This is a genomic window from Sulfitobacter delicatus, from assembly GCF_900102535.1.
GTDB classification, from domain to species: Bacteria; Pseudomonadota; Alphaproteobacteria; order Rhodobacterales; family Rhodobacteraceae; genus Sulfitobacter; species Sulfitobacter delicatus.
Genome location: NZ_FNBP01000006.1, coordinates 63,723 through 90,019, shown reverse-complemented (window position 1 = coordinate 90,019; position 26,297 = coordinate 63,723). Strand labels below are relative to the sequence as shown.

Genomic DNA, 26,297 nt, shown 5'->3' with positions numbered 1-26,297 from the left:
GGTGCCCCCGGCCCCCTGTGGGTTACTGGCTGGCGTTGGCCATTTCTTCGCGCATCATCTCATAGGCGGCTTGCCCGTCGATGCCGGCTTCGTCCAGTTCAGCGATCACCTTGTCGCGCACCTTGGCGGCCATATCCGCGAAACGGGCTTGGTCCTCTTCGGAGGCGGTGACGATCTTGTTGTCGCCAGCGGCTTCCGTCGCCTCCCGCGCGTCAACGTCGCTCTGATCCCAGACCGCGCCCATCATGCGGCTGGCGGTTTCGCCAAAGACCTCGCTGTCGAGCTTTTGCTGAACCTCTTCGGGCAGGCGGTCAAAGGTTTCTTGGCTCATGATGACCGAGAAAGATCCGCGGTAAAAACCACCGGGCATTTCATAGACGTTTTTGGCCACTTCATTGAGTTTGAAGCTGATCCGCTCGCCCATGTTCATCGCCACGGCATCGGCGGCCCCGGAATCGAGGGTCTCGTACACTTTGGGCGCGGGCACCTGAATGCCGACGAGGCCAAGCTCAGCGCCCACATCCGCCGAAACGCCGCCACCGAGGCGGGTTTTCAGACCTTGCAGGTCGTCAAGCGAGGCGACTTCTTTGTTGGAGTGGATCTGGCCGGGGCCGTGGGTGGTCAGCGCGATGACTTTGACACCACGGTGCTCGTCCAACTCTGCCAGCATCGCCTCATGCACCCGCCAATGGGCTACCGATGCGGCCTCGGCATTGCCTTCGTAGCCGGGAATTTCGACCAGTTTGGTGCCGACAAAACGTCCGGGCGTGTAGCCGTGGAACAGGATCGCGATATCCGCGGCACCGTCGAGCAGCAAGTCCATCTGTGCGGGCGGCGGGGCGAGGCCGTTTTTCAACTCGGTCTCGATCAACCCGTCGCTGGCCTCGGACATCATCTCGCTCAGCTGCGTGAACATGCCGGTGTTGACCGGGTGGCTCGGCGGCAGCCATGTGGAAATGGTCAATGTCTCAGCGGCAAAGGCACCTGTAGCGGTGCAGAGCGCGAGCGCAGAAGTGGCTAGAAACTTGGTGAATTTGGTCATTTTGGGCTCCTCCCCATATCGTTCGATATGACTTGGCTGGGTTCTCCCAAACCCGTCGCGCCAAGTATATGCTTTTTCATGTATTCACATTTAAAGCACGATTGGAACCATTTTTTCAGGAGGGAAGGGCGCGGGCTTAGCCTTGCCAATCCTCTTGCGCCTCGAGGGCGGCCAGCAGGGATTTCAGCGCGGGCTTTAGCTGGGCGCCTTCGTTTCCTTGCAGCATTTCCATCAAGGCGGCCTCATGCTTCTGCGCTTGGGGCACCAGTTCAGCGGCGAGCGCGCGGCCAGAGTCGGTCAGGTAAACGCGCACCCGGCGGCCATCGGCGGGGTCGCTGCGGCGAATCAGGAGGCTGCGGTCTTCCATTTGGGCGATGATCCGGGTGAGGCGGGATTGCTCGGCCAAGGCCCGACGGGCGAGCTGCGTGATCATAGCGCCGTCGGTGTCCGCAAGGCAGGCCAGAACCCGCCATTCCGGCACGCGAAGCCCGGCCTTGCGCACCTTTGCATGGAATTGCGCGCTGGCCGCATCGCTGGCGGCGGCGAGCAAATAGAGCAAGTAATCGGACACAAATCCCGGTGCCCGTCCTGTCTCTTCTACGCGTTTTGCTTTGGTCGTCTGTTGCGTCACGCCGCTTAACCCTTTGACGTTTGGGGGCAACGTCGCGCCCCGGTGTTCCTAAATGGCGGCCAAATGCACGCTTGGCAAGAAAACCCTTGACCGAAACTATATGAAAAATCATATTGTTTGTCACGGGAGGAGTTCACATGTCGAAAATTAACGCCATCGTGCGAGAGGTCACAGCCCTGACCGAACGCATCAGCGAATTTCGCATTGCCGCTGCCGACGGGGCTGCCTTGCCCGGTTGGGACGCCGGGGCACATGTTCTGTTTGATCTGCCGGACGGCGACACGCGGGCCTATTCGCTGATCGCCTTTGCGCCGATGGATAAGGCCCCCGAGGAATACCGCATTGCTGTGCAGCGCGAGCCCGAGGGCAAGGGCGGATCGACCCATATGCATGGGCTAAAGCCGGGGGCTGAGATCACCTGCGCCGCGCCGAAAAACGACTTTCCGCTGACACCGAATGCGCCTGCTGTGCTGCTCGCCGGAGGGATTGGGATCACGCCAATGATTTCAATGGCGACCACGCTGAAGGATGCGGGGCAGGCGTTTGAGTTTCATTATTCGGGCCGCAGTGCCGGGGTGATGGCTTACCGTGAAGCGTTGCAGGAAACCTTCGGGGACAGCTTGCATTTGCACTGTGATGACGCCGCCAGCGCACTGGACCTCGATGCCGTGATCGCAGGTTTGGCAGCGGAGAGCCATCTCTATGTGTGCGGCCCCAAGGGGCTGATCGATGCGACCAAGGCAAAGGCCGAAGCGGCGGGGATCGCCGCCGACCGCATTCACTTTGAGCTTTTCGACGCGCCGCAGGAGCAAGAGGGCGACAGCGCCTTTGAGGTTGAATTGGCTTCGAGCGGGGAAGTATTCACCATCCCGCCCGGCCAATCCATCATCGACGTGCTGGAGGCTGGCGGCGTCGACGTCATGTACGATTGCCAGCGTGGCGACTGTGGCATCTGCCAATGCGATGTCATCAGCGGCACGCCGGATCACCGCGACGTGGTGCTGTCCGAAGCCGAACGCGCGGCGGGCAATGTCATGCAAATCTGCGTAAGCCGCGCCAAATCACCGCGCCTTGTACTGGACATCTGAGGGAGGATTTCATGGGACGTTACGACAGCCCGGCGGCACTGACCGCCCTCGTGCAGCCACATCAGGTGCACCGCGATATCTACACCGACCACGAGGTGTTCCAGCAGGAGATGAAGCATCTCTTTGCCAATGCTTGGGTCTTTGTCGGCCATGAAAGCCAGACGCCGAACAAGGGCGATTACTTCAGCACCCATATCGGCACCCAACCCGTCATTCAGGTGCGCCATTCAACGGGCGACATCCATGTGCTGCTGAACCGTTGCCCCCACAAGGGCACCAAGATCGTGATCGACCGGCAGGGCAACACCGGCAAGTTTTTCCGCTGCCCCTATCACGCCTGGAGCTTCAAGACCGATGGCTGCCTTTTGGCGATCCCGCTCAAGAAGGGCTACCAAGATACCGGGCTGGAAGAGACCGACAGCGGCAAGGGCATGCGCAGCGTCGGCGATGTGAAAAACTACCGTGGTTTCATCTTTGCGCGGCTGGCCGAAGAGGGGATGAGCTTCGAAGAGTTCTTTGGCGAAAGCCTGTCCTCGCTCGACAATATGGTGGACCGCTCCCCCGCCGGGCGGCTCGAAGTCGTCGGACCCCCGCTGCGCTACATGCATCACTGTAACTGGAAGATGCTGGTCGAAAACCAGACCGACACCTGCCACCCGATGGTGGCGCATGAAAGCTCTGCCGGGACGGCGGTGAAGCTCTATGAGGAAATGGGCCTGCCCAAAGACGCGCCCAAACCGCCCGCGATGGAGATCATCGCGCCCTTCATGTCGCCCTATGAGTTTTTCGAAGGCATGGGCATCCGCACGTGGCCCAATGGGCATGGGCATACGGGCGTAAATCACTCTATTCACTCGGATTATTCCGCCATCCCCGGCTATTTCGAGGCGCTCTGTGCCAGCTATGGGGAGGAGAAGGCCAAGGCGATCCTGGACGAGAACCGGCACAACACGGTCTATTTCCCGAACATCATGATCAAGGGGCCGATCCAGCAGCTACGGGTGTTCATCCCCATCGCGGCGGATCGTACGGTGGTGGAGAGCTATATCTATCGCCTCGTGGACGCGCCGGATGAGCTGACTGCCCGCACGGCGATGTACAACCGCATGATCAACGCGCCCACCTCCATCGTCGGCCATGACGATCTGGAGATGTATGAGCGCGCGCAGGAGGGGCTGATGGTCGACGGTTTGGAATGGGTGAACATCCAGCGGCTGATTGAGGAAAACGAGGATTTCGAGGTCGAGGCGGTCGAGAACGGCACCACCGAACGGCAGATGCGCAACCAGTTTCACGCTTGGGTCAAATTCATGACCATGGGCCAGAAGGCAGAGGCTGCGGAATGACTGTCACACGCGAAAGCCTGATCGACTTTATCTATGACGAAGTGCGCATGTTGGACGAGGGTCGCTATACCGAGTGGCTGAACCTATGGCTGCCCGATGGGCACTATTGGATGCCGCTGGACTATCAGCAGAAAGACCCGATCAACGAGACCTCGCTGATGTATGAGGATATGTTCATGCTCAAGCTCAGGGTCGAGCGGCTGAACGGGGCGCGGACCTTTAGCCAGAAGCCCAAGAGCCGGTGCCATCATGTGATCCAGCGGCCCTATGTCGACGAGATGGACATGGACGCGGGGCGGTTCAAGACGACGACATTCATGCATTACGTTGAGACGCGGTTGGACGAGCAGCAACTGCTGGCGGTTACCGCACGGCACGAATTGGCGCTGGTGGAGGGCGCGCTGCGGATCGCGAACAAGAGGGTCGATATCGTTAACTGCGACGCGGCTTTCCGCAACATTCAGTTACTGCCATGATCGCGCCAGAGATCGCTACGGTCCATGTGGCCTTTGAGGATACCGCCGCGCGGCATCCGGACCGGGCTTTCCTCAATGTCCTGCCGGAAACGGCGGAGATCTACGGGATCGCGGCAGGGGAGACGACCTATGCCAATGCCGCGGATGACGTCGCGGCTTTGCGCGAGCGCATCGCGGCGGCGGGCTATCTGGCCGGACAGCGGGTGATGCTGCTGATGGAGAACCGTCCGGCGTTCTTCCTTTGGTGGCTGGCGCTGAACGCTCAGGGCCTGTCGGTCGTGCCGGTGAATCCCGACCTGCGGGCGGCGGAGCTCAGCTATATGATCGACCACGCCGAGCCGGTTTTGGCGGTGGCCATCCCCTCGCGGGGGGACGACCTGCGCGCGTCGGCGCAAACAGCGGGGCGTGAGATGCCGGTGATTACGCCGGACGATCCGCTGCCCACGCCGGTTACGACCGATGCAATCGCTGCGCGGGAGGGCGGGGCGGCGGATGCGGAAGCGGCGCTTCTCTACACCTCTGGCACCACGGGACAGCCCAAGGGCTGTATCCTGACGAACACCTATTTCCTCGACGCCGGGCGGTGGTACGCAGAGACCGGCGGGCTCTGCGCATTGTCGCAGGATGGCGAGCGCATGATCACCCCGCTGCCGATCTTTCACATGAACGCGATGGCCTATTCCTTCATGGCGATGATCGCCGTGGGCGGATGCCTCACCGCGCTCGACCGGTTCCACCCGCGCAGTTGGTGGGCCTCGGTGCGGGAGTCTAGGGCGACCTGCCTGCACTATCTCGGCGTCATGCCATCGATGCTGATGGGGGCCGAGGAAAGCGCGGAGGATCGCGCGCATAACGTGCGTTTCGGTTTCGGCGCGGGGGTCGATCCGAAACTGCATGCGGCATTTGAAGCGCGGTTTGGTTTCCCGCTTGTGGAGGCCTGGGCGATGACAGAGACGGGCGCAGGCGCTGTGATCTGCGCCAACCGTGAGCCGCGTCGGGTGGGGGAAAGCTGTCTCGGTGCCCCCGAAGGGGGGCTGGAAGTGCGGCTGCTGGATGACGCCGGGCAGGAGGCGGAGCAGGGCGAGTTGTTGGTGCGGCGTGCGGGGTCCGACCCCCTTCGTGGCTTCTTTGCCGGTTACTTCAAGAATACCGAGGCGACCGACGAGGCTTGGGCGGGCGGCTGGTTCCACACCGGGGACATCGTGCGGCGTGAGCGGGACGGAGCCATGTTTTTCGTCGACCGAAAGAAAAACGTGATCCGCCGCTCAGGCGAAAACATCGCGGCGGTGGAAGTGGAATCGACCCTGATGCGGCACCCCGCGGTTGCCAGCGCTGCGGTGGCAGCGGTGCCCGATGCGGTGCGCGGGGATGAGGTCTTTGCCTGTATCGTGCCGAAGGATGCCAGTGCCGATCCTGCCGCTTTGGCGCAGGAAATCACCCGGTGGTGCCTCACGCAGCTTGCCTATTACAAGGCGCCCGGCTTCATCGCCTTTGTCGAGGCACTGCCGCTGACGGCGACGCAAAAGCTGCAGCGCGGAGTGCTAAAGACGCTGGCGGCTGACCTGCTCGACGATCCCGCGACGCAAGACCTGCGCAGGCTGAAGAAGCGGACGGCAGCATGAGACGTCAGGGGTATGACGGCGTGGTCCTCGCGGCACCGACGTCGGTGCCCTATGAGCGTTACAGCAACGAGACCGCGCATTGGTGGATCGCGCGTGCCCTGCGCGAAATGCTGGGGAAGGCCGGGATCACGCCGGGGGAGTTGGACGGGTTCTCGGTTTCCAGCTTTTCGCTTGCGCCTGATACGCCGGTGGGGCTGACACAGCATCTCGGCCTCAGCCCGCGCTGGTTGGATACCGTGCCGACCGGTGGAGCCAGCGGGGTTGTCGCCCTGCGCCGAGCAGCGCGAGCGGTGCAGGCGGGGGATGTGGATGTCGTGGCCTGTGTGGCGGGCGATGCGAACCGGATCGACAGTTTTCGAACGCTGCTCAGCGGGTTCTCACGGTTCTCGATGGATGCGACCTTTCCTTATGGTTTCGGTGGTCCAAACGCGAGCTTTGCGCTGTTAATGGACCGTTATATGCAAGAGTACGGTGCCACGCGCGAGGATTTCGGCCATATCGCGGTGTCGCAACGCGCAAACGCGCTAAACTATCCCGCGGCGTTAATGAAGTCACCGCTGACCTTGGCGCAGTATATGAACGCCCGGATGATCGCGGACCCGGTGGCGCTGTTTGACTGCGTTATGCCCTGCGCGGGGGCCGAAGCGTTCTTGGTCATGCGCGAAGACGAGGCGGTGCGGCGTGGCCTGCCTTTTGCCCGGATCAGTGGCACGATCGAGAGACACAACGCTTTCGCCGGAGACCAAATGCAGCTGCGCGGTGGCTGGGGCGTGGACATTGACGAGCTCTACGAGATGGCGGGCCATGGGCCGGAAGCGGTGGATCTGGTGCAGACCTATGATGACTACCCGGTGATCTCGATGATGCAATTCGAAGACCTCGGGTTTTGCGCCAAGGGCGAGGGTGCGGGTTTTGTACGTGCGCGTGATCTGACGATCACCGGTGACTTCCCGCACAACACCTCTGGCGGACAGTTGTCGGTAGGCCAGGCCGGGGCGGCGGGGGGCTATCTCGGCTTGGTTGAGGCAATCAGGCAGGTCACTGGGCAGGCCGAGGGCACGCAGGTTCAGGGCGCGGAGCGGGCGCTGGTCTCGGGGTTTGGCATGATCAATTATGACCGGGGCGTCTGCTCTGCCGCTGCGATTATCGAAGGGGGCGCGACATGACCGAGCCGCTCGCGCCGCCACCAAAGAAGAGCCCCCAGAAACGCAGCCGGGTCCCGACGCTGCCGCCCGCACAGCGTTCGCGCGCGGCGCTTGGGTTGGCGATTGCCGCAGGTCGGGGGCAGTTCGCGCTGCAACACTGCGCCGACTGTGGTGCGGTGCAATATCCGCCGCGCGATGCCTGCTGCAAATGCCTCTCGGTCGCGCTGGACTGGCGCGAGACGGATCGCGCCGGCGAAGTGCTTGCCGAGACGACGATCCGCGTCTCGCCTGACCCCTATTTCCGTGAGCGGCTGCCGTGGCGTATCGGCACCGTTCAACTGGCTGCCGGGCCGGTCGCGGTCTGTCATCTGCATGGCGAGGTGGGGCGCGGCGATCGGGTGCGCTTGGCGTTGAAGTTGGACAAAGCCGGGCAGGGGGTCATGGTTGCCCTGCCGGAACAGGGGAGTGAGTGGATGCAGGACGATCCGATGCTGCGCGAAATTTCATGTGATCCGAAACATCGCCGGGTGCTGATCACCGATGCGCGTTCGCCTTTGGCATTGCCGCTCGCGCAAGCGCTGCTGAAGGTCGGGGCTGCGACGGTCTTTGTGGGCGAGCCGGAAGACTGGCGACGGTGGGAGAGCCGCGCGGCGTTTGAGGGGATCGAGAACGTCACTCTTATGCCGCTTGATGTGACCGATACTGCCTCGATCTCGCGGCTCGCGGCTGAGATCGGGGGCAAGGTCGACATCCTGATCAACACGGCTCAGTTCATCCGCCCCGGCGGGGTGATGGGCGGCGATACGGTCTTTGCGCGGGAGGGGATGGAGACGAATGTGCTCGGCCTGATGCGCCTAGCGCAGGGTTTTGGCCCGGCGATGGCATCGCGCACGGCGGATGGGGTGAACTCGGCGGTGGCATGGGTGAACCTGCTGTCGGTCGGGGCGCTGGCTCCTGATTCGGGGTTTGGCGGGTTTGACGCATCGCAGGCCGCGGCGCGGTCGCTTAGCCAGACACTGCGCGCCGAATTTTCCGGATCGGGGCTGCGGGTGATGAATGTCTATACCGGGCCAATTGATGACGAATGGCACCAGCCTTTGCCGCCGCCCAAAGTCTCCCCCCGCGCGTTGGCCCGGACGGTGGTAAGCGGATTGGTCGATGGGCTTGAAGAGGTCGCTTGCGGCGATGTGGCCAAGGATGCGCTGGCGCGGTGGCTGGATGATCCGGCGCTGATGGAACGTGAGACGCGGGGGAGCGGAGCATGAGTGATGCAATCACGGCACTGGCTGAAGCGCTGGCGGGTGGCGTCGCGAAAGTGGTTGATCTGACGCACCGGCTCGACCCGGACTTTCCGGTCATCGTGTTGCCGCCGGAGTTCGGACAATGCGCGCGGTTTCGGATGGAAGAAGTCTCGGCCTATGACCATCGCGGCCCGGCTTGGAAGTGGCATAATCTAACGCTGAACGAGCATACCGGCACCCATTTCGACGCGCCGATCCACTGGGTCTCGGGCAAGGATGTGGCAAATGGTGCGGTGGATGAGATACCGCCCGAAGCCTTTATCGGCCCAGTGGTTGTGATCGATTGCTCCGAGGGCGCGGGGCAAGACGACGATTTTGAACTGACGCCCGAGATCATCCTTGAGTGGGAGGCCACGCATGGCACGATCCCCGATGACGCTTGGGTGCTGATGCGCACCGATTGGTCGAAACGCCGCGGGGCGGACTACCTCAACATGCGCGAGGACGGCGCGCATTCGCCCGGCCCCACCCCCGCCGCGATCTCGCTTTTGCTGGAACGCGGCATTCGCGGTTTTGGCACGGAAACGGTTGGGACGGATGCCGGGCAGGGGATGCATTACGACCCGCCCTTCCCGGCACATTACCTGCTGCATGGAGCGGGCAAATACGGGCTGCAATGCCTGTGCAACCTAGACCAACTGCCGCCCACAGGCGCCATGCTGATCGCGCCGCCGCTCAAGATCAAAGGCGGGACGGGCAGTCCCTTGCGCGTGCTGGCTCTGATACCGGGAGACGCGAAATGAGCGATTACACCGCAGTCATTACCGGGGGTAGCAAAGGCATCGGGGCCGATCTGGCGCAGCGGTTGTTGGAGCGCGGCTATCGCGTTGTCTCCATCGCGCGAGGTAAGCCTGAGTGGGAGGCAGAGGGGTGCGAGCATATCGAGGCGGATTTGCTGGACCCCGCCTCCGTTGCCGCAGTCGCGGCAGATATTGCGGCGCGTTATGAGGTCACCCATTTGGTGCATAACGCCGGTCTAATCTGGCCCAATCTGATCGAAGAGGCCAAACCCGAAGACATCACCGGCCTTGCGCAACTGCATCTCGGTTCGGTGCTGACGCTGTTACAAGCCTTCTTGCCTGCCATGAAAGAACGCGGTTTTGGCCGGGTCATGTTCAACGCTTCCCGCGCGGCTTTGGGCGCGCCGACGCGCACGGCTTACTCGGCATCGAAAGCGGGGATGATCGGCATGGCGCGGACATGGGCGTTGGAACTGGCGCCGCATGGGATCACCGTCAATGTGGTGGCGCCCGGTCCGGTGCAGACCGATAACTTTTGGGGCATCATCCCGAAAGAGAGCGCGCGCGAAGCGGAACTTGCCAAGCGCATCCCGGTGGGGCGTTTGGGTCAGGTGGAGGACGTGACCAACGCCTTCCTGTTCTTCTGCGATCCGGCCAATAGTTTTGTCACTGGCCAGACGCTGTTTGTCTGTGGCGGGTCGAGTATCGGAACGCTGACGCTCTGACCCGGCGGGCCTCAGCCCTTGCGGAAATGCTTTACCAATTCAGGCACATAGGCATCGCCCGCGCCTTTTTCGACGACCTTGGACAGGGCGCTATAGACCCCGTCGGCAATCTCGACTTGGGCACCTGCCTGGGCGGACATCTGACGGTAATAGTCGAAGTCCTTAAGCGCGTTGCTGATCGCAAAGGGCAGCGATTCGCGGTCGCCGTTCACGATGAAAGGTGACAGACGGTCGAGCGCCGCGCTCGCGCCGCCGCCATTGGCGAGCACATCGACGAAGCTTTGCGGATCGATCCCCGCATCGGCGGACTGCGCGGCGGCTTCGGCGAGGAGGGACATGAAACCGACCGAGACGTAATTGTGCAGGAGCTTCAGACGGTGCCCGGCGCTGACCTCGCCCACATGTCTTACCTCTTCGGTGAAGGAGGCGAGAACGTGAGAGATCTTCTCGACCACCGTTGTGTCGCCCCCCACCAGCAGGTTCAGCTTTCCTTCATGGGCAAACTGGGCGGTGCGGGTCATCGGCGCGTCGACGAAATCGCCGTCTGCCGCTTTGACCGCTTCGGCCATTTTCAGCGTCGACTCGGGCAGAGATGTGGAACAGTCGACCACCACCGCGCCGGGCTTCAGCCCCGCGATCACGCCGTTGTCGCCGATGAGGATCGCTTCAACCTGCGGGGAGCCGGTGACGCAGAGGATGATCACATCGGACGCGGCGGCGAGGTCGCTGAGGCTATCGTAAGCCGTCGCCCCAAGCCCGTCCAACTCATTGGTCGGCTGGTTGCCGGGATGGTCGAAATAGCCGAGTGCAAAGCCCCCGCGCCGCATCACATTGCGCGCAATCCCGTGGCCCATCAGGCCGACACCGACCATACCGATTTTCATGAATGTCTCTCCGCTCCCGGCCGCCCGCCAAACGGGTGGCACCTTGGGCGCAGTTCTATAGGGCGGGCCACTGCGGCGCAACGCGGAGCGGCGTTTTTATCCTGCAAACCGGGCTTTGCGTCTAGGACCCCGCCCGCATGGTTGCTAGGAATGGCGCATTGAATGAATGAGGCTGACATGACTTTGACCTTCGACCCCCACGAGATTGCCGAGACGCTCTATCATGGGCAGTTCTGCCCGATGTTTATCGACGGCAAGGATGTTCCGGCGCTCTCGGGCGAGGTGATTGACGTGGTCGACCCCGCGTCGGGCCGGGCGCTGGCAACGGTGCCGCGGGGCGGGGCCGAGGATGTCGACGCTGCCGTGGCCGCGGCACGTCGGGCCTTTGAGGGCGAGTGGTCTAAATTTACGCCCTATGACCGGCAGGAAGTGCTCTTGCGCATCGCCGATGTGATGGAAAGGGATTGGGAAAAGCTTTGCGTGTCGGACACCGCCGACATGGGTCTGCCGTTGGCGCGGACCATGGGCAACAAGCGCCGGGTGATCGGGATGCTGCGGTTCTATGCGGGGCAGGCAACGGCGCTGCATGGGGACTACATCGAGAACTCGATTTCGCAATCGATGGTATCCTTCACCACCCGCGAGCCTGTGGGCGTGGTGGGCGCGATCATTCCGTGGAATGCGCCTACGGCCGCCTCGATCTGGAAAATTGCGCCTGCGCTGGCGACGGGCTGTACCGTTGTCCTGAAACCATCCGAGGATGCGCCGCTCACACCCCTAATGATCGCGCGGCTAATGCAGGAGGCCGGGGTGCCGGATGGTGTGGTCAATATCGTTACCGGCACGGGTCGCGAGGCGGGCGCGCGGCTGGCCGAACACCCGGATGTGAACAAGGTGGTTTTCACCGGCTCGACCGCGACAGGCAAGACCATCGCGCGCGCCGGGGTGGAGAACCTCAAGCGGATCACGCTGGAACTGGGCGGGAAATCTCCGCTGATTATCTGCAAGGATGCGGACATCGACAAGGCGGTGCCTGTGGCGGCAATGGCGGTCTATGCGCATTCGGGGCAGATTTGCATTGCGGGATCGCGGCTCTTTGTGGCGCGGGAGATTCAGGATGAATTTATCGAGAAGCTTCGCGACTTTGCGCGGGGGCTGAAGATTGGGCATGGGTTGGACGAGGGTACGGACCTCGGCCCGCTGATCAACGCCGTGCAGACCGAGAAGGTTGAGGGCTATATCGCCAAGGGCAAGGCCGAGGGCGCGCGTTTGGTCACCGGTGGCGGGCGGCCGGAGGGGGACGGCTTTGCGGGGGGCAACTTCCTAGAGCCGGTGATCTTTGCCGATGTGACCGACGAGATGACCATTGCGCGGGAAGAGATTTTTGGCCCCGTGATCTCGGTGCTACCCTTCGACACGATGGAGGAGGTGGTGACCCGCGCCAATGCAACGCCTTACGGTCTGGCGGCGGGGATATTTACCCGCGATTTGAGCACGGCGCACCGCACGGTGAAGCGGCTGAAGGCGGGGTCGGTTTGGGTGAATATGTACCACGCGATTGATCCGGCGGTGCCCTTTGGCGGGCTGAAGATGTCGGGCTATGGCAAGGAAGGTGGTGTGGAGCACCTGCAGGCGTATTTGGATACGAAAGCGGTTTGGATCCAGACGGAATAAATCGCAACGCTTTTGATTGAACGCTGAGGGCAGCGCCGAGCCGCGGGGTGGGGCTGAAAGCGCTGCCCCAGGGGGGCGGGTCGGCGCTGCCCGGCCCGCGGCCGGGCGGGAGCTTTCTAGAAACCGCTGATCTTCGGTAGCCAGGTGCTCAGCGCGGGCACGAAGGTCAGCAGCATCAGCACCAGAAAATTCGCTAGAAAGAACGGCGGCATCTCGCGGATCAGCGCGGCGGGGCTTAGGTTCACCGCTGAAGACACCACAAAGATCAAACTCCCAACCGGCGGCGTGGTCAGCCCCAGCGTCAGGTTCACGATCACGACGATGGCAAAGTGGTCCGGCGCGATGCCAAGCGCATGGCTGATCGGCGCCAAGATCGGGACGAGGATCATCACGCCGGGCAGCGGGTCCATGAAGAGGCCGAACAACAGCAACAGCACGTTCACGGCCAGCAGAAACAGGATCGGCGAGAGCTCCCACGAGATGATCGTCTCGGCCAGAAACTGCGGCACGCCTTCGATCACCAGCACCCAAGCAAAGGCCCGCGCGGCGCCGAGGATCAAGAGCACCGCCGAAGAGATCAGTGCGGCGCGCAGGATCAGCCCCGGCAGGTCGCGCAGGCGCAGGGCGCGGTAGATGAAGAACCCGCAGAAGAGGGCGTAGAAGACCGCAATGACCGAGGCCTCGGTGGGGGTGAAAATGCCGCCCCGGATGCCGCCGACGATCAGCACGATGAGGCCAAGCGCGGGCAGGGCCATGCCCGTATTGCGCCACATCTGTGCGCGGTCGGGGCGGGCATCAACGCTGCGGTAGTCGCGTTTCCAGCTGACGTATCCATTGGCGGCAAGGCTGCCGAAGGCCAGCAAAAGCCCCGGGATCACACCAGCCATAAAGAGCGAGCCGACCGAGACTTCCTGATCCTGCAGCGCGTAGATGATCATCACGATCGAGGGCGGAATGATCGGCCCGACAACCGCCGAAGATATCGTCAGCGCCCCGGCATAAGAGCGGTCATAACCGCCCTTCTCCATCATGCGGATCATCATCGCCCCCGGCCCCGCCGCATCGGCCAGTGCCGAGCCGGAGATGCCTGCGAACATGGTGGAGGAGATCACATTAGCATAGCCCAAACCCCCGCGCAGGTGGCCGACAAATTGCGCCGCGAAACGCAGCAGGGTGTGGGTGATCGCGCCGCCGGTCATGATCTCGGCGGCGAGAATGAAGAAGGGCACGGCCAAGAGAGGGAAACTGTCGAGGCCCGAGAACATCTCTTTGACGACAACGATCTGCGGGTAGGAACTGCCCAAGCCAATGGCGGCAAAAACCGAGATCGCCATGGCAAAAGCCACGGGCAGGCCCAGCACCATTAGGACAAAGAGCGATAGGAAGAGGATCTCAGCCATTGGCGGCTCCGGGCATGTTCTCGGTCGCGCCATTGGCTTGACGGTACTGGCCCGCCATGACGAAGGGTTTGGTGATGAGCAGCAGATGTACAATGAGCAGGCTGAACCCCACCGGCATCGCGGCATAGACATAGCGGAACGAGAGACGCATCGCCGGGGTCATCTGATACTGCGACCGCTGCATATAGTCCCAGCCGACCTGCACCATATAGGCAAAGAAAAACAGCAGAACCGCGACGATCGCGGCGCGCAAGATGCGCTGCGCGCGGGTCGAGATCACCTCATGCAGATTGGTGATCGCCACATGCCCGCCCTGCCGCAGCGCAAGGCCCGCGCCGAGAAAGGTCATCCAGATCATCAGGTAGCGGGCGACTTCGTCGGACCATGAAAGCGAATGGTTGGTGCCAAAGCGCAGCGCGACATTTGCCCCCACCACGAGCACCATTCCCGTCAGGCAGCCGATCACCGCAGCGGCGTTCAGCCAGACGAATATCCGTTCCAATTTGCGCATGGTTCTCCCCCCGTGCAAAACGGCCGGAAGCGCTGCTCCCGGCCGCCTTTTTACTTGTGGTCGAGCTTACTCGGTCGCGGCGATCTGGTCGATCAGCTCTTTACCGTAGGTCTCGTAATACCCCTCATAGGCGCTCTCAATCGAGGCGCGGAAGGCGGCTTTCTGGTCTTCGGTCAGTTCGTTCACTTCCATGCCGCGCTCTTTCAGCGTCTCGACGCCGCTTTGCTCGACATCATCGACATAGGCGCGCATGGCGGCGACGGCTTCGGTCGCGCCCGTCTCAAATGCGGCTTTGTCTTCGTCAGACAGACCTTCCCAGAACGGCTTGCTGACCAGCAGCATGGCGGGGGAATAGACGTGGCCCGAGAGGGTCAGGTACTTCTGCACTTCGTCGAGCTTGACCGAGACAATCACCGACAGCGGGTTTTCCTGCCCGTCGATGGTGCCCTGCTGCAGCGAGCTGATCACCTCGGGCCATGCCATTGGCCCCGGCGCCGCCCCGGCGGCGTTGAAGGCGTCGAGGTGCACCGGGTTTTCCATCGTGCGCAGCTTCATGCCTGCAATGTCTTCGGGTGTCTGAATCGCATTGCGGTTGTTGGTGATGTGGCGGAAACCCTGCTCACCCCAGGCCAGCGCGACCAGACCGGCGCTGTCGAACTCGCCCAAGATGTCCTGACCGATAGGGCCGTCGAGCACGCGGCGGGCGTGGTCAAGGCTGCGGAACAGGAAGGGAATGTCGGTGACGCCGGTGGCGGGGACAAAGTTGCTCAGCGTGCCGGTGGAAACGATGGTCGCTTCAACGGTGCCAAGCTGCAGGCCCTCAACGACTTCGCGCTCACCGCCAAGACCGGAGGAGGGGAAGTGGCGGAAGGTGAACTTGCCGTCGGTTTCGGCGGTCACGACCTCTTCCCACTTCTGCGCGGCAACGCCGTAGTGGCTGTCGGGGGCCAGTGCGTAGCCGATCTTCACTTCGGTCTGGGCGAAAAGCGCGCCCCCAGTGACGGTGGCCAGGGTTGCGATTATTGCCGTGTGGCGCATCATTTTGAACATTTTGTATCCTCCAGCGATCTTATTAACAAGGTCAGGAAAATTGCTAGCGACCAGCGCGCCAAATGGCAATGGGGGGTCGGGGCTTTGCGTGCAAATGTTCTGCGGTCAGATTTGTGCGACGATATGGTCAGGCGCGATGCCGGAACTTGCGATAGCGTCCGCCACGTCCAGACCCAGTAGAGAACCGTGACCGCTAACAAGCGCGGTGGCAAAACCTGCCTGCGCGCCGCCGAGGATGTCGGTGTGCAGCGTATCGCCGACCATCAGCACACGCTCCGGCGCGGTGGGGTCGCGGCGGGCGAGGGCCAGATCGAAGATATCGGGAAAAGGTTTGCCGCAGAAGTGGACCGGCACGCCAGTGGCGTCAATCAGACGATGCGCGAACCAGCCGGGTTCGAGCGAAAGCCCGTCTTCGCGCGGGGCGACGAGATCGGGGTTGCCGACAAAAACGGGGCGCGGATGGCGGGTGAGGCTGGCTTCGAGCAGAGCTTGGCGCGCTTCGGTCCAGCCATCGGCGCCGACGAGGAGGAAGCCTTCGACCGCGTCATAAAGCGCCGGATCGTCGGCGAGCACGGTGGCGCCAAGCTCGGCAATCTCGCCGATGTCCTTGTCCGGGTTCAGCATGACGCCCCAGTGCCGCGCAGGCTCATTGGCCACGCGGGCGAGCAGCGCCTCGCGGCTGGTGACGACTTCGTCGGGGGTGAAGTCAAAGCCGAGCCGGGCATATCGCATCATCATATGCGCCTTTGGGTAGGCGGCGGAGTTCGACACGACCATGACCCTTTTGCCCATGCCGCGCAGGGCGGCAATGGTCTGCGCGGCGCCGTCGATGGCCGTTTCGCCGACGTTCAGCACGCCGTAGGCATCGAAAAGGATCAGATCATAAGGCGCGACGATATCTAGAAACCGCGCCGCTGGGGTCGCCTTGCCGCGCCCTTGATGGGCGGGCAGGCGGGGGCGCAGGCGCTGGTATTCGGCCAGCGCCTGCGCGGGGTCTATTGCGGTGCTCACAGAATGCGGCGACGCAGGAAGGCCGAGATGATCTCGCCAATGATCACCAAGACGATGATCGCGATGAGGATCGTGGCGACTTCGGGCCAGTTGAAGGTGTCGATGGCACCCTGCAAAATGATCCCGATGCCGCCTGCGCCGACGAGGCCGAGCACAGTGGATTCGCGCAGGTTGATGTCCCACCGCAGGATTGAGACCGCCCAGAAGGTCGGCATGACCTGCGGCACGATGGCATAGGCGATGACCTTGAAACGCGAGGCACCTGTGGCTTCGAGTGCTTCGACGGGGCGCTTGTCGATTTCCTCAATCGCTTCGCCCAGCAGTTTGCCGACAAAGCCGATGGAGCGGAACATGATCGCCAAAATGCCCGCCACCACGCCGGGGCCAAAGATGGCCACGAACAACAGCGCCCAGATGATCGTATTGACCGACCGCGAAGTCACGAGGATCAGCCGCCCGAGCCAAAGTGTGGCGCGGTTGGGCGTGGTGTTTTGCGCGGCGATATAGGCCACTGGCAGCGACAGCAGCACCGCAAAGGTGGTGGCGAAAGTGGCGATGTTCACCGTGTCCCAAAGCACCTTGAGAATGGTCTCAAGATTGCTGGGGTCAGGCGGATACATGCGGCCAAAGAGGTCGCCAATCTGCTCCGGCGCGCCCCAGACCCAAGCCCATATGACTTCGATAGAGGTCAGCGCCCATGCGATGGCAAGCGCGCAGCCAAAGATCACAGCATAGCGCGTCATGCGCTGGCGCAGGGTGAAGCGGGTCCAGTCGTCGCGACCGAATTTTTTTGCAAGCGTGGTCATTGGATGCGCTTTCTGATCACGCCGCTGACGGCTTCGGAGACAAGGATCACACCGACGATGACCATGGTGATGGCGAGCGCGAAGTCATAGTCATAGCGCCCGAAGGCATTGGCCAGCGTCGCGCCGATGCCGCCCGCGCCGACGATGCCCACCACCGCCGAAGCGCGCAGGTTGCTGTCGAGTTGGTAGATCGTGAGACCGATCTGGCGCGGCATGATTTGCGGGAAGATCGCATAGGTCAGGGTGGAGAAATAGGGCGCACCGGCGGCGCGCATGGCTTCGACCTGGCCAAAGTCGATCTCTTCGATCCGCTCGGCCAGCATCTTGGCGACGAAGCCTATGGAATAGACGATTAGCGTCAGCACCCCGGCGAAGGGGCCAAAGCCCACGGCTTTGACGAAGAGGATCGCGACGATGACAGGGTGGAAACTGCGCGCCACAATGATGATGGCGCGGCCCAGATAGAAGATCGGTTTGGGGGCCACATTACGCGCGGACATAAAGGCGATGGGGATCGACAAAAGCACCCCGCCTGCGGTGGCGAGGATGGCGATTTTCAGGCTTTCGAGAAAGCCGTCGATCAGCAGGCCCGAGCGTTCAAAGCTGGGCGGAAAGGCCCCGCCAAAGATGCGACCGGCGCGGCCAATGCCTTCGGCAACGCGGTTCCAGTCGATGGGCATGGTGGTGCCGACCCAGCCAAAATATGCCAGCGCACCGAGGATCACCGCCCAGCGAAGCACCGGGTTGGCGATGAAGGGTGGCTTTTTCCACGTGTCGCGGGGGGCGCTCATGCTGCGGCCCCATCTTTGGCGCGGTCGGCATGGGGGCTGCCTGCGTAAATCTGGTCCATCGCCTCTTGATCAAGCTGGGCGGGGACGTCGTCGAAAATGATCCGGCCATAGCGCATCCCGACGATGCGGTCGGTGTATTCCTTGGCCTCGGTCACGTTGTGGATGTTGATCAGCACAGGCAGTTTCAATTCGCCCGCGAGGTCGCGCAGCAGGCCCATGATCTGCTCGGAGGTTTTTGGGTCGAGCGAGGCGGTCGGCTCATCAGCCAGCAGGATGTCGGGGTCTTGCATCAGGGCGCGGACCACGCCGACACGCTGGCGCTCACCGCCTGACAGTTGATCGGCGCGGGTGTTGGCATATTGGGCGATGCCGACGCGTTCCATCAACTCAAAGGCGCGGCGAATGTCTTCTTTGGGATAGCGGCGGGTCACGGCGGACCATGTCGAGATATAGCCCAGACGGCCCGACTGCACATTCTCCATTACGGTCAGACGGTCGACGAGGTTGAACCCCTGAAACACCATGCCGATCTTGCGCCGGGCGGCGCGCAGGTTCTTGCCCCGCAGGCTGGTGAGTTCGGTGCCATTGAGGTTGATCGACCCCGAGGTCGGCTCCACCAATCGGTTGATGCAGCGCAGCAGCGTGGATTTGCCCGCGCCCGATGAGCCGATGATCGACACGACGCTTTCGCCCTCGATCGTCAGGTCGAGGTTTTTCAGCACCGGATCACCGCTGCCATAGCGCTTCACGAGGTCGGAGATTTTCAGCATGTGTTGTACCTTGTGTGCAGGGCCGACGCGTGCGCCGGCCCTGACGTTAAACGATTATTCAGCCGCAAGACCTTGGGGCGTGTACTCGACGCCGTTCGCCTTTTGGATCTGACGGATGACCGCCCACTGATCTTTATAGGTGATCGGAACGAACTTGCTCACGCCTGCGAATTCTTCGCCGAGCGCTGTACCCTCAAAGTCGAAGGAGAAGAAGGCTTCTTTGATCTTTTCCTTCAGCTCGGGCGCGAGGTCGTGGGCCACGCCGTAGGAGGTTGTCGGGAAGGGATCGCTTTCCCAAACGATGCGCACGTCTTCGGGGTCGTAGAGGCCGCGCTCGGCCATACGGTCGACCACTTCGGACGCCACCGGGGCCGCGTCATAGTCGCCCGCGACAACGCCAAGCATCGACTGGTCGTGGCTGCCGGAATAGGTCACTTCGTAATCCTCATCCGGCACGACGCCGAGATCGGGGAAGAGCGCGCGCGGCGCTTGGTTGCCGGAGTTGGACGTGGGCGAGGTATGCGCGATGCGCTTGCCGGCGAGGTCTTTCATCTCTTTGATGTCGCTGTCGGCCTGGGTGTAGACCTGCAGCTTATAGCCGAACTGGCCGTCATCCGCGCCCATGATCGCAAAGGGCTCAACGCCAGCGAGGTTCACCGCGAATGGGGTCGGGCCAGTGGAGAAGCCCGCGATGTGCAGACGGCCCGAGCGCATGGCTTCGACCTCGGCGGAGTTCGACTGCACGGCGAAGAACTGAACGTCTTTGCCGGTCACATCCGAGAGGTGGTCGATGAAAGGGGTCCAGATGTCCTCATAGATCGCGGGGTCTTCGACGGGTGTGTATGCGAAAACCAGCGTGTCGGGGTTTTTCAGCATGTCCGGATCGGTCGGCGCGTCGGCAACCAAATCGCCGTTGGCGTCACAGAACATCTCGTCCAGCTGGCCGCGCTCGCAATCCTCCTGAGCGAAAGCGGCTGTGCCGGTGAAGGTGAAAGCCGCCATAAGCCCGGCGGCAAAAAGATTTTTATGAGTCATCGCGTTCTACTCCCAATTATACCCGCGCGTCATACGAGGGTTAATAATGCGCAGATACGAACATTGAAATGTTTCGTTTGCAAGACAATCCGGCGCGACTTTCCTCAGCGCCGCTACATGCCACCGAAATCTCCCTGCGCCAAGAGAAAGTCGCGGGCCATGCTAGGGAAAGTTCTAGCAGGAAATTTCGCAGGGTGGTCTGAAAACGGTCGGAAGGGCGCTAGAGATCGAGCTCGATCTTGCGCACACGCTCGCGCAGCAGGGTTTTCGATACCGTCAGAAGGTGCTGCTCCATCGCCGCCGCAGCCCCGAGGCTGTCACGCCGGGCGATGGCTTCGGCCAAGGTCATATGTTGCTCGCCCAGAATCTGAAGTGTCTCTGGCGGGTGGTATGTCCGACGGCGCGAGGTCCAGGCCACTTCGCTGCGCACGGCGCGGATGGATTCGTAGACGGTGAGGAACAGCGGATTGCGCGCGGTCTCGGCGATCTTGTAGTGGAATTTGTCGTCGGCGGCCTCGTAGGCGTCGGGGTCGCTGAGGTTCAACGTCGCGCGCATCAGTTGGTCCAGTCGCTCGACTTCCTGCGGGCGGGCCCGATCTGCGGCGAGCGCGGCCAGCGCTGGTTCGACCTCTAGGCGCACTTCCATAATGTCGCTTGGCGTGACCTGCCGCGCCAGATGCCGCAGGCTGTCGGCGTTGGTGGCGGGCGGCGGGGTGGCGAAAGTGCCTTGGCCATGGCGGCGATAGATCGTGCCGTCCTCTTGCAGCAAGCCAAGTGCCAAACGCAGCCGTGCGCGGCTGACGCCAAAGTGCTCTGCCAGCGCCCGTTCCGGCGGCATACGTCCGTCATTCAAAATATCACCCTGCCGGATCGCCCCGCGCAGCCGTTCGGCCAATTCGGTTTCTGTCAGAACAGGCTGGGTGTTTTTGGTCATGAAATGGCAAACGCTTTGAAAAGATCGAACAACATGCGCAGAGACGTTATCATCAGGAAGATTCCGAAGGCAAACCGCAGTGCGCGACGCGGGATACTATGTGCTAATTTAACACCGACATGGGCAAAGCTGCTGGTCAGCGGAATGATAATCGCCGCGGCGGCAAGGTTCACATAGCCCAGCGAAAAAGGCGGGAGCCCTTCGGCCCCGAGCCCGGTCAGCGCATAGACCACGGCCCCGGGCAGACCGATGATAAACCCAATGGCTGCGGAGGTGCCCACGGCCCGGCGGATGTCATAGCCGAGGAAATTCAAAAGCGGCACGCCGATGGTGCCGCCGCCGATGCCCATCATCGCCGAGAGCGCTCCGGTGATCGTGCCCAGCACAGCCCAGACCGGTTTGGCAAAGCCGCGCGGGGTGGGGTCGTCCTTGGTTTTGCGAAAGATCATGTCGATGGCGACCAAGGCGGCGACCGTGGCAAAGACGCCGACGAGGATCAGCCCTGACACATAACCGCCCAGCAAAGCCCCGACGATGACGCCGACCAGCAGCGACGGTGCCCAGAGCTTCAACAGGTCCATATCAATGGCGCCGCGTTTGAAATGACCGTAGCCTGAAGAGAGCGAGGTGAAGACAATTGTCGCCAGCGAGGTGCCGACCGCGACCTGCATGGTGATCGCCGGGTCCATCCCAGCGGTGGACAGCGCGAGGTAAAGTGCTGGCACGATAACAATGCCGCCGCCCACGCCGAGCAGCCCGGCAAGGATGCCGCCCGCGACACCAGCGGTCACGGCAATGGCTAGGAGCGGCAGAAGTTGGCCAAGGTCGAAGGCATTCATTTCTTATTCTTTCTTTGCCACGGTATCGGTTGCCAGTGACCGGCTGGGTTTGCCAGCGGCTTTACGGACCTCTTCGGCGCGGAGGATCGCCGCATCAATAGGCGCGCGGTCAGTGGTTCCCGAGAAGTTGTCGAGGCTAGGCATGGCATCGGCGACATGAAGATAGCGTTCGCCCGCCACTTCAAGCAGGCGGTCCAGCTCGCCGAGTGGGTCGCCGTGATCGTCGACACGCAGGTCGAGATAGGCATGGTCTTGCCCCCGGTGGATCACGAGGCCCGCCGCCTGCCGGCCCCGCTTGTCGCCACCCGCCTCTTCACCGGCGCGCATGGCGGCGAGCAGGCGTTCGGCCATCGGCAGGTCGCTACGGGCTGCATAGGTGTCGAAGGTCGCCTCGACGACCTCCGGCCCGGTCAGCATATTACCGGCAACTGAATGGTGCGTGCCAGTGCGGTGACCGGCCCAATCAACGCAGTCTATACCAGTGTGCGCCGCGAAATTGCCGTCGGCGTCGAGCATATGGCACTGGCGAATGTCCCGCCCCGCATCGCGTTCGGCAAACTCGGCAATCAGCGCCTCGGCGGGCTCGCCATTCTCCAGCATTCGGCGGCCCTCGGTGCCCCAGAGCGGGTTGACGAAAGCCTGCGTCGCTACAGCAACCCGGCGCCCGACATAGGGCACGGCGGCGCCGCAGGCGAAGAAGCGGCTGGCGACGGCGATGCCGATTTCATTGGTCTTGGGGTCTCGGGCGATGATGGAATAGGTCATGGGTCAACGTCCTACGGCATAGGCCTGCATGAGGCGGGGAGTGGCGGCGGCTTGGAGGCTGCCATCGGGGTTGCGCTGTGCGGCGGTGAGGCGCCCGATGGACCAAGGCTCGGCGACCGTCACCACATGACCGCGCGTGCGCAGCCCGTCGATGACGGCGGTGCCGACATTGGGTTCGATCATCATTTCACCCGGCAGCGCCTGACGTGGGAAAAAGCTGCTTTGGAAGTGCATCGTGTGGAACAGCGGCGCGTCCATGCCCTCTTGCAGGTCCAGCCCGTGGTGCACGAGCCGCAAGAACCAGATGAGCTGCCATTGGTCCTGCTGGTCGCCGCCGGGGGTGCCAAAGACCAGCCGTGTGCCGTCGGGTTTCTCGGCCAGCGAGGGGGTGAGTGTGGTACGCGGACGGCGGCCCGGCGCGAGCGAGGTGGGCAGGCCGGGCTCCAGCCAGAACATCTGGGCGCGAGAATTGAGCGGGAAGCCAAGGCCCGGCACCACCGGATTGCTCTGCAGCCAGCCGCCCGAGGGCGTAGCCGAGACCATATTTCCCCAGCGGTCGATCACATCAAGATGTACGGTATCGCCGCGTTTCTCGGTCAGATGCGCCATGGTGGGTTCTTGGGGTGCGGCGTTCTTCACGCCGAAATCGCGTGCCGCGCGTTCGACATAGCGTTCGGCGAGATGCTCGAGCCCCGGCACCACGCCGGGGCGCTGGTCGAGGGAGGCGCGGTCGGTGATCAGTTCTGCCCGCTCTGCGTTGTAGTCGTCCGACAGCAGGATCTCCATCGGGATAATGCTGTGGTCGGGGTCGCCGTAGTAGGCTTCGCGGTCGGCAAAAGCGAGTTTCATCGCTTCGATCACGGTATGGGTAAAGTCCTCGCCCATTGGGTCCATTGCGCCAAGGTCGAAGTGCTTGAGGATCGCCAGCGTTTGCAAGAACACCGGGCCTTGCGACCATGCGTGGGTCTTATGCACCGTCCAGCCGTGGTAGTCGTAGCTGAGCGTGTCTTCATAAGTCGCGGACCAGTGCGCCATGTCCTCGCGCGCCAGCACGGCGCTGTTTTTCTGCTCGGACACGTCATGCACGCAGGCGTCTTCGAGGTAGTCAAAGATCGCGTCGGCGATGAATCCTTCAGACCAGATTTTGCGCGCCGCGTCGATCTGCGCGGTGCGGTCGCTGGCGGTGTCTTCGGCCTCGCGCAGCAGCCGGTCATAAGTAGCGGCGAGGTCGGGGTTTTTGAAATTTGCGTTGGGCTCAGGTGCCTTGCCGCCCGGTGTCCATACCGCAGCGGAGGTCGGCCATTCGGCGGCGAAATAGTCGGCCAAGCCTTTGATCGTATTCGACACACGCGGCAGGACCGGGTGGCCGTCGCGGGCATAATCGATCGCGGGTTGGAGGACATCACGCAGAGACATGCTGCCATGGTCGCGCAGCATCAGCAGCCAGCCGTCAAAGGCACCGGGCACGACCGTGGACAGGAGGCCCGAGCCGGGGATCAGGCGCAGACCCTGTTCTTCGTAATGCTCAATGGTCGCGGCGGCGGGGGTGACGCCCTGGGCGCAGACGACCTTGGTCACGTTCGCCTTAGCATCGTAGAAGATGATCGGCAGGTCGCCCGCCGGGCCGTTCAGATGCGGCTCAACAACTTGCAAGACGAACCCAGTGGCAGCGGCGGCGTCAAAAGCGTTGCCGCCTTTTTCCAAAATGCCGAAGCCGACGGTGGAGGCGATCCAATGGGTCGAGGTGGCGACGCCGAAGGAACCTCTGATCTCGGGGCGGGTGGTGAAAGTCATGGAGGCTCCGGTCAATGTTCGCGCGGGTCCAGCGCATCGCGCAGCCCGTCGCCGAGAAGGTTAAAGCCCAAGACGACCATAAAGATCGCGATGCCGGGCCAGAGCGCCATCCAAGGCGCTTGGTTGAGGAAGTTCTTGGCCGTGTTCAGCATCGACCCCCAAGACGGCGCGGGCGGCTGTTGGCCGAGGCCGAGAAAGGACAGCGAGGCTTCGGCGATGATCGCGGTGGCCACGGTGAGCGTGGCTTGGACCAGCACAGGGGGCAACACGTTAGGGAAGATGTAGCGACGCAGGATGCGCGGTGTCGAGAGGCCAATGGCGCGCGCGCTTTCGACATAGTCTTCGGCAGCGACGCTCAAGACCTGCCCGCGTGTGAGGCGGATGAAGATCGGCGTGGCCGAGATCCCGATGGCGATCATCGCGTTGGTGAGGCTCGGGCCCAGAAAAGCCGCAAGTGCGATGGCGAGGATCAGGAAGGGCGCGGCCAGAAGCGCTTCGGTGCAACGCGAGATCACGGCGTCGGTCCAGCCGCCGAAATAGCCCGCGATGATGCCCAAAGGCACGCCGAGGCTGAGCGCGATGCCGACCGAGACGACGCCCGCGAGCAGCGAGGCCTGCGCGCCCCAGATCAGCCGGGCCAACACGTCGCGGCCCAGCTCGTCAGTGCCGAACCAATGCGCGGCGGAGGGGCCTTTGCGAACGGCGCCCCAGTCGGTGGCCGTGGGCTCGGGGATCGGCAGGATCGGTGCTGCGAGCGCGATGATGACGAAGAAGGCGACCAGCACCCCGCCCAGCATGGCGCTGCGGTGGTGGCGGAACTTCTTCCAGACGCGATTCTCGGGGCGCGCGGAGAGGACCGGATCGGCGGCGCTTTCGGCGTCGATGGTGATGGGGGTGGCAGGTTGGGCCATTATTGCTTCCTCAGGCGGGGGTTCAGCAGCACATAGGCGACATCGGCGAGCAGGTTCATAAAGATGAAGCCCACGGCGGTGACCAGCACGATGCCCTGCACCACGGCGTAATCCCGGTTGAACACCGCATCGACGACAAGCTTGCCAAAGCCGGGGATGGTGAAAATCTGTTCGGTCAGCACGGCGCCCGCGATCAACTCACCAAAGAGCAGGGCGGTCAAAGTGACGATGGGCGTCAGCGCGTTGCGAAAGGCGTGTTTCAGGATGACTTTGCGCTCGACCAGACCCTTGGCGCGGGCGGTGCGAACGTAGTCGCTGCTCATCACACTCAGCATGGCGGAACGGGTGTGGCGCATCAGCGTCGCGGCCAATGCGGTGCCCAGCACGAAGGCGGGCATGAGCATCACGGTAATGGAGCGGATAGGGTCTTCGCTCAGCGGCACATAGCCAGAGGCGGGCAGCAGTTTCCACTTCACCGAGACCAGCAGGATTAGCATGATGCCGAGCCAGAAGTTTGGGATCGACAGGCCCGAGAGTGCCACCACATTGGAGATGTAATCGGTCACGGTGCCCTTTTTCACGGCAGAGAAGATGCCGGCGGGAATGCCGATGATCAGCGCGAAAAGCATCGCCATGGTCGCAAGTTGGATCGTGACGGGCAGCTTTTCCCCGATCAGTTCCAGCACCGGCTGGTTGGTACGCAGCGATATGCCCAGATCCCCGGTCAGCGCATTGCCGATCCAAGTGAAATACTGCACCGGAATGGGGTCGTTCAGACGGTATTTCTCGCGCAGGTATTCCAGCACCTGCGGGTCGCGTTCCTCGCCGGCCATGGCCAGCACCGGGTCGCCCGGCAGCAGCTTTTGCAGGGTAAAGACAAAGACCGAGATCAGGATGATCGTGGGGATTGCGATCACCAGACGGCGCAGGATGAAGGACAGCATGGGGGTATGTCTCGCTTGAGAGGGAGCAGCGCCGGGTCAGCCCCGGCGCTGCGGATAAAGGG

Annotated in this window: 26 protein-coding genes; 9 read left to right on the top strand and 17 right to left on the bottom strand. The window is 62.7% G+C overall.

Annotation, left to right across the window (positions count from 1 at the left end):
• Window positions 1-22 precede the first annotated feature (22 nt).
• Entirely contained in the window at window positions 23-1,042 is a 1,020-nt protein-coding gene (locus BLS57_RS11880) for a TRAP transporter substrate-binding protein (RefSeq protein WP_093742542.1), read from the bottom strand.
• A 136-nt stretch (window positions 1,043-1,178) separates the two neighbouring features.
• On the bottom strand, window positions 1,179-1,673 hold the full coding sequence (locus BLS57_RS11875) for a MarR family winged helix-turn-helix transcriptional regulator (RefSeq protein ID WP_093742539.1): 495 nt from the start codon (window positions 1,671-1,673) through the stop codon (window positions 1,179-1,181).
• A gap of 137 nt (window positions 1,674-1,810) precedes the next feature.
• On the opposite strand from BLS57_RS11875, the gene BLS57_RS11870 reads away from it, so the two are divergent.
• The 8 genes from BLS57_RS11870 to BLS57_RS11835 are packed head-to-tail and all read left to right on the top strand — an operon-like array spanning window position 1,811 to window position 10,116.
• Window positions 1,811-2,761 carry a PDR/VanB family oxidoreductase gene (locus BLS57_RS11870; RefSeq protein ID WP_093742537.1) on the top strand — a complete coding sequence of 317 codons (951 nt, stop codon included), beginning with the start codon at window positions 1,811-1,813 and terminating at the stop codon, window positions 2,759-2,761.
• An 11-nt stretch (window positions 2,762-2,772) separates the two neighbouring features.
• Entirely contained in the window at window positions 2,773-4,107 is a 1,335-nt protein-coding gene (locus BLS57_RS11865; RefSeq protein WP_093742534.1) for an aromatic ring-hydroxylating dioxygenase subunit alpha, read from the top strand.
• A complete protein-coding gene (locus BLS57_RS11860; protein WP_093742532.1) occupies window positions 4,104-4,583 on the top strand; it encodes an aromatic-ring-hydroxylating dioxygenase subunit beta in 480 nt (159 codons plus the stop codon). Before BLS57_RS11865 ends, BLS57_RS11860 begins: the two co-directional genes overlap by 4 nt.
• Window positions 4,580-6,205, top strand: a complete 1,626-nt coding sequence (locus tag BLS57_RS11855; RefSeq protein WP_093742530.1) for an AMP-binding protein — start codon at window positions 4,580-4,582, stop codon at window positions 6,203-6,205. Before BLS57_RS11860 ends, BLS57_RS11855 begins: the two co-directional genes overlap by 4 nt.
• Entirely contained in the window at window positions 6,202-7,371 is a 1,170-nt protein-coding gene (locus BLS57_RS11850; protein ID WP_093742528.1) for a thiolase family protein, read from the top strand. The genes BLS57_RS11855 and BLS57_RS11850 overlap by 4 nt, the downstream gene beginning before the upstream one ends.
• Entirely contained in the window at window positions 7,368-8,615 is a 1,248-nt protein-coding gene (locus BLS57_RS11845; protein ID WP_093742527.1) for an SDR family NAD(P)-dependent oxidoreductase, read from the top strand. The genes BLS57_RS11850 and BLS57_RS11845 overlap by 4 nt, the downstream gene beginning before the upstream one ends.
• On the top strand, window positions 8,612-9,394 hold the full coding sequence (locus tag BLS57_RS11840) for a cyclase family protein (protein ID WP_093742525.1): 783 nt from the start codon (window positions 8,612-8,614) through the stop codon (window positions 9,392-9,394). Before BLS57_RS11845 ends, BLS57_RS11840 begins: the two co-directional genes overlap by 4 nt.
• Complete coding sequence (locus BLS57_RS11835; RefSeq protein ID WP_093742522.1) at window positions 9,391-10,116, top strand: SDR family NAD(P)-dependent oxidoreductase; 726 nt, start codon at window positions 9,391-9,393, stop codon at window positions 10,114-10,116. The genes BLS57_RS11840 and BLS57_RS11835 overlap by 4 nt, the downstream gene beginning before the upstream one ends.
• Window positions 10,117-10,127: 11 nt before the next feature.
• Here BLS57_RS11835 and BLS57_RS11830 read toward each other — a convergent pair whose 3' ends face one another.
• On the bottom strand, window positions 10,128-11,000 hold the full coding sequence (locus BLS57_RS11830; RefSeq protein WP_093742520.1) for an NAD(P)-dependent oxidoreductase: 873 nt from the start codon (window positions 10,998-11,000) through the stop codon (window positions 10,128-10,130).
• A gap of 177 nt (window positions 11,001-11,177) precedes the next feature.
• Between BLS57_RS11830 and BLS57_RS11825 the strand changes: the two genes are divergently transcribed.
• Window positions 11,178-12,674 (top strand): aldehyde dehydrogenase family protein, encoded by a 1,497-nt coding sequence (locus BLS57_RS11825; RefSeq protein ID WP_093742769.1) that lies wholly within the window; start codon window positions 11,178-11,180, stop codon window positions 12,672-12,674.
• Between the two features lie 116 nt (window positions 12,675-12,790).
• Here the strand turns inward: BLS57_RS11825 and BLS57_RS11820 are convergent, their stop codons facing one another.
• The 14 genes from BLS57_RS11820 to BLS57_RS11755 form a co-directional block, all read right to left on the bottom strand.
• Complete coding sequence (locus BLS57_RS11820) at window positions 12,791-14,074, bottom strand: TRAP transporter large permease (RefSeq protein WP_093742517.1); 1,284 nt, start codon at window positions 14,072-14,074, stop codon at window positions 12,791-12,793.
• The gene (locus BLS57_RS11815; protein WP_093742515.1) at window positions 14,067-14,585 is read right to left on the bottom strand and encodes a TRAP transporter small permease; all 519 of its coding nucleotides are present in this window, start codon (window positions 14,583-14,585) and stop codon (window positions 14,067-14,069) included. Before BLS57_RS11815 ends, BLS57_RS11820 begins: the two co-directional genes overlap by 8 nt.
• Window positions 14,586-14,651: 66 nt before the next feature.
• Window positions 14,652-15,623 carry a TRAP transporter substrate-binding protein gene (locus tag BLS57_RS11810; protein ID WP_093742767.1) on the bottom strand — a complete coding sequence of 324 codons (972 nt, stop codon included), beginning with the start codon at window positions 15,621-15,623 and terminating at the stop codon, window positions 14,652-14,654.
• A gap of 117 nt (window positions 15,624-15,740) precedes the next feature.
• Window positions 15,741-16,646 carry an HAD-IIA family hydrolase gene (locus BLS57_RS11805; RefSeq protein WP_093742513.1) on the bottom strand — a complete coding sequence of 302 codons (906 nt, stop codon included), beginning with the start codon at window positions 16,644-16,646 and terminating at the stop codon, window positions 15,741-15,743.
• Complete coding sequence (gene phnE / locus BLS57_RS11800) at window positions 16,643-17,452, bottom strand: phosphonate ABC transporter, permease protein PhnE (RefSeq protein ID WP_093742510.1); 810 nt, start codon at window positions 17,450-17,452, stop codon at window positions 16,643-16,645. Before phnE (BLS57_RS11800) ends, BLS57_RS11805 begins: the two co-directional genes overlap by 4 nt.
• Window positions 17,449-18,243 carry a phosphonate ABC transporter, permease protein PhnE gene (gene phnE, locus BLS57_RS11795; RefSeq protein ID WP_093742506.1) on the bottom strand — a complete coding sequence of 265 codons (795 nt, stop codon included), beginning with the start codon at window positions 18,241-18,243 and terminating at the stop codon, window positions 17,449-17,451. Before phnE (BLS57_RS11795) ends, phnE (BLS57_RS11800) begins: the two co-directional genes overlap by 4 nt.
• A complete protein-coding gene (phnC, locus tag BLS57_RS11790) occupies window positions 18,240-19,013 on the bottom strand; it encodes a phosphonate ABC transporter ATP-binding protein (RefSeq protein ID WP_093742504.1) in 774 nt (257 codons plus the stop codon). Before phnC ends, phnE (BLS57_RS11795) begins: the two co-directional genes overlap by 4 nt.
• A 54-nt stretch (window positions 19,014-19,067) precedes the next feature.
• On the bottom strand, window positions 19,068-20,048 hold the full coding sequence (gene phnD / locus BLS57_RS11785; RefSeq protein ID WP_093742501.1) for a phosphate/phosphite/phosphonate ABC transporter substrate-binding protein: 981 nt from the start codon (window positions 20,046-20,048) through the stop codon (window positions 19,068-19,070).
• Between the two features lie 220 nt (window positions 20,049-20,268).
• The gene (locus BLS57_RS11780) at window positions 20,269-20,982 is read right to left on the bottom strand and encodes a FadR/GntR family transcriptional regulator (protein ID WP_093742498.1); all 714 of its coding nucleotides are present in this window, start codon (window positions 20,980-20,982) and stop codon (window positions 20,269-20,271) included.
• Complete coding sequence (locus tag BLS57_RS11775; RefSeq protein WP_093742496.1) at window positions 20,979-21,821, bottom strand: sulfite exporter TauE/SafE family protein; 843 nt, start codon at window positions 21,819-21,821, stop codon at window positions 20,979-20,981. The genes BLS57_RS11780 and BLS57_RS11775 overlap by 4 nt, the downstream gene beginning before the upstream one ends.
• A 3-nt stretch (window positions 21,822-21,824) precedes the next feature.
• Window positions 21,825-22,586, bottom strand: coding sequence for a DUF1028 domain-containing protein (locus tag BLS57_RS11770; protein WP_093742494.1), 762 nt, complete (start codon window positions 22,584-22,586; stop codon window positions 21,825-21,827).
• Between the two features lie 3 nt (window positions 22,587-22,589).
• Window positions 22,590-24,380, bottom strand: a complete 1,791-nt coding sequence (locus tag BLS57_RS11765) for a gamma-glutamyltransferase family protein (protein WP_093742492.1) — start codon at window positions 24,378-24,380, stop codon at window positions 22,590-22,592.
• Between the two features lie 11 nt (window positions 24,381-24,391).
• On the bottom strand, window positions 24,392-25,291 hold the full coding sequence (locus BLS57_RS11760) for an ABC transporter permease (RefSeq protein WP_208597562.1): 900 nt from the start codon (window positions 25,289-25,291) through the stop codon (window positions 24,392-24,394).
• Window positions 25,291-26,235 (bottom strand): ABC transporter permease, encoded by a 945-nt coding sequence (locus BLS57_RS11755; RefSeq protein WP_093742490.1) that lies wholly within the window; start codon window positions 26,233-26,235, stop codon window positions 25,291-25,293. The genes BLS57_RS11760 and BLS57_RS11755 overlap by 1 nt, the downstream gene beginning before the upstream one ends.
• Window positions 26,236-26,297: the final 62 nt, after the last annotated feature.

Excerpts from the sequence above, each read along its gene's own strand:
- BLS57_RS11775 (WP_093742496.1), bottom strand. The coding sequence starts at position 21,821 with ATGAATGCCTTCGACCTTGGCCAACTTCTGCCGCTCCTAGCCATTGCC.
- BLS57_RS11835 (WP_093742522.1), top strand. The coding sequence starts at position 9,391 with ATGAGCGATTACACCGCAGTCATTACCGGGGGTAGCAAAGGCATCGGG.
- phnE (WP_093742506.1), bottom strand. The coding sequence starts at position 18,243 with ATGAGCGCCCCCCGCGACACGTGGAAAAAGCCACCCTTCATCGCCAAC.
- BLS57_RS11855 (WP_093742530.1), top strand. The coding sequence starts at position 4,580 with ATGATCGCGCCAGAGATCGCTACGGTCCATGTGGCCTTTGAGGATACC.
- phnE (WP_093742510.1), bottom strand. The coding sequence starts at position 17,452 with ATGACCACGCTTGCAAAAAAATTCGGTCGCGACGACTGGACCCGCTTC.
- BLS57_RS11865 (WP_093742534.1), top strand. The coding sequence starts at position 2,773 with ATGGGACGTTACGACAGCCCGGCGGCACTGACCGCCCTCGTGCAGCCA.
- BLS57_RS11840 (WP_093742525.1), top strand. The coding sequence starts at position 8,612 with ATGAGTGATGCAATCACGGCACTGGCTGAAGCGCTGGCGGGTGGCGTC.
- BLS57_RS11845 (WP_093742527.1), top strand. The coding sequence starts at position 7,368 with ATGACCGAGCCGCTCGCGCCGCCACCAAAGAAGAGCCCCCAGAAACGC.
- BLS57_RS11760 (WP_208597562.1), bottom strand. The coding sequence starts at position 25,291 with ATGGCCCAACCTGCCACCCCCATCACCATCGACGCCGAAAGCGCCGCC.
- BLS57_RS11860 (WP_093742532.1), top strand. The coding sequence starts at position 4,104 with ATGACTGTCACACGCGAAAGCCTGATCGACTTTATCTATGACGAAGTG.
- BLS57_RS11825 (WP_093742769.1), top strand. The coding sequence starts at position 11,178 with ATGACTTTGACCTTCGACCCCCACGAGATTGCCGAGACGCTCTATCAT.
- BLS57_RS11765 (WP_093742492.1), bottom strand. The coding sequence starts at position 24,380 with ATGACTTTCACCACCCGCCCCGAGATCAGAGGTTCCTTCGGCGTCGCC.
- BLS57_RS11815 (WP_093742515.1), bottom strand. The coding sequence starts at position 14,585 with ATGCGCAAATTGGAACGGATATTCGTCTGGCTGAACGCCGCTGCGGTG.
- BLS57_RS11780 (WP_093742498.1), bottom strand. The coding sequence starts at position 20,982 with ATGACCAAAAACACCCAGCCTGTTCTGACAGAAACCGAATTGGCCGAA.
- phnC (WP_093742504.1), bottom strand. The coding sequence starts at position 19,013 with ATGCTGAAAATCTCCGACCTCGTGAAGCGCTATGGCAGCGGTGATCCG.
- BLS57_RS11850 (WP_093742528.1), top strand. The coding sequence starts at position 6,202 with ATGAGACGTCAGGGGTATGACGGCGTGGTCCTCGCGGCACCGACGTCG.
- BLS57_RS11870 (WP_093742537.1), top strand. The coding sequence starts at position 1,811 with ATGTCGAAAATTAACGCCATCGTGCGAGAGGTCACAGCCCTGACCGAA.
- BLS57_RS11810 (WP_093742767.1), bottom strand. The coding sequence starts at position 15,623 with ATGCGCCACACGGCAATAATCGCAACCCTGGCCACCGTCACTGGGGGC.
- phnD (WP_093742501.1), bottom strand. The coding sequence starts at position 20,048 with ATGACTCATAAAAATCTTTTTGCCGCCGGGCTTATGGCGGCTTTCACC.
- BLS57_RS11755 (WP_093742490.1), bottom strand. The coding sequence starts at position 26,235 with ATGCTGTCCTTCATCCTGCGCCGTCTGGTGATCGCAATCCCCACGATC.
- BLS57_RS11830 (WP_093742520.1), bottom strand. The coding sequence starts at position 11,000 with ATGAAAATCGGTATGGTCGGTGTCGGCCTGATGGGCCACGGGATTGCG.
- BLS57_RS11770 (WP_093742494.1), bottom strand. The coding sequence starts at position 22,586 with ATGACCTATTCCATCATCGCCCGAGACCCCAAGACCAATGAAATCGGC.
- BLS57_RS11820 (WP_093742517.1), bottom strand. The coding sequence starts at position 14,074 with ATGGCTGAGATCCTCTTCCTATCGCTCTTTGTCCTAATGGTGCTGGGC.
- BLS57_RS11880 (WP_093742542.1), bottom strand. The coding sequence starts at position 1,042 with ATGACCAAATTCACCAAGTTTCTAGCCACTTCTGCGCTCGCGCTCTGC.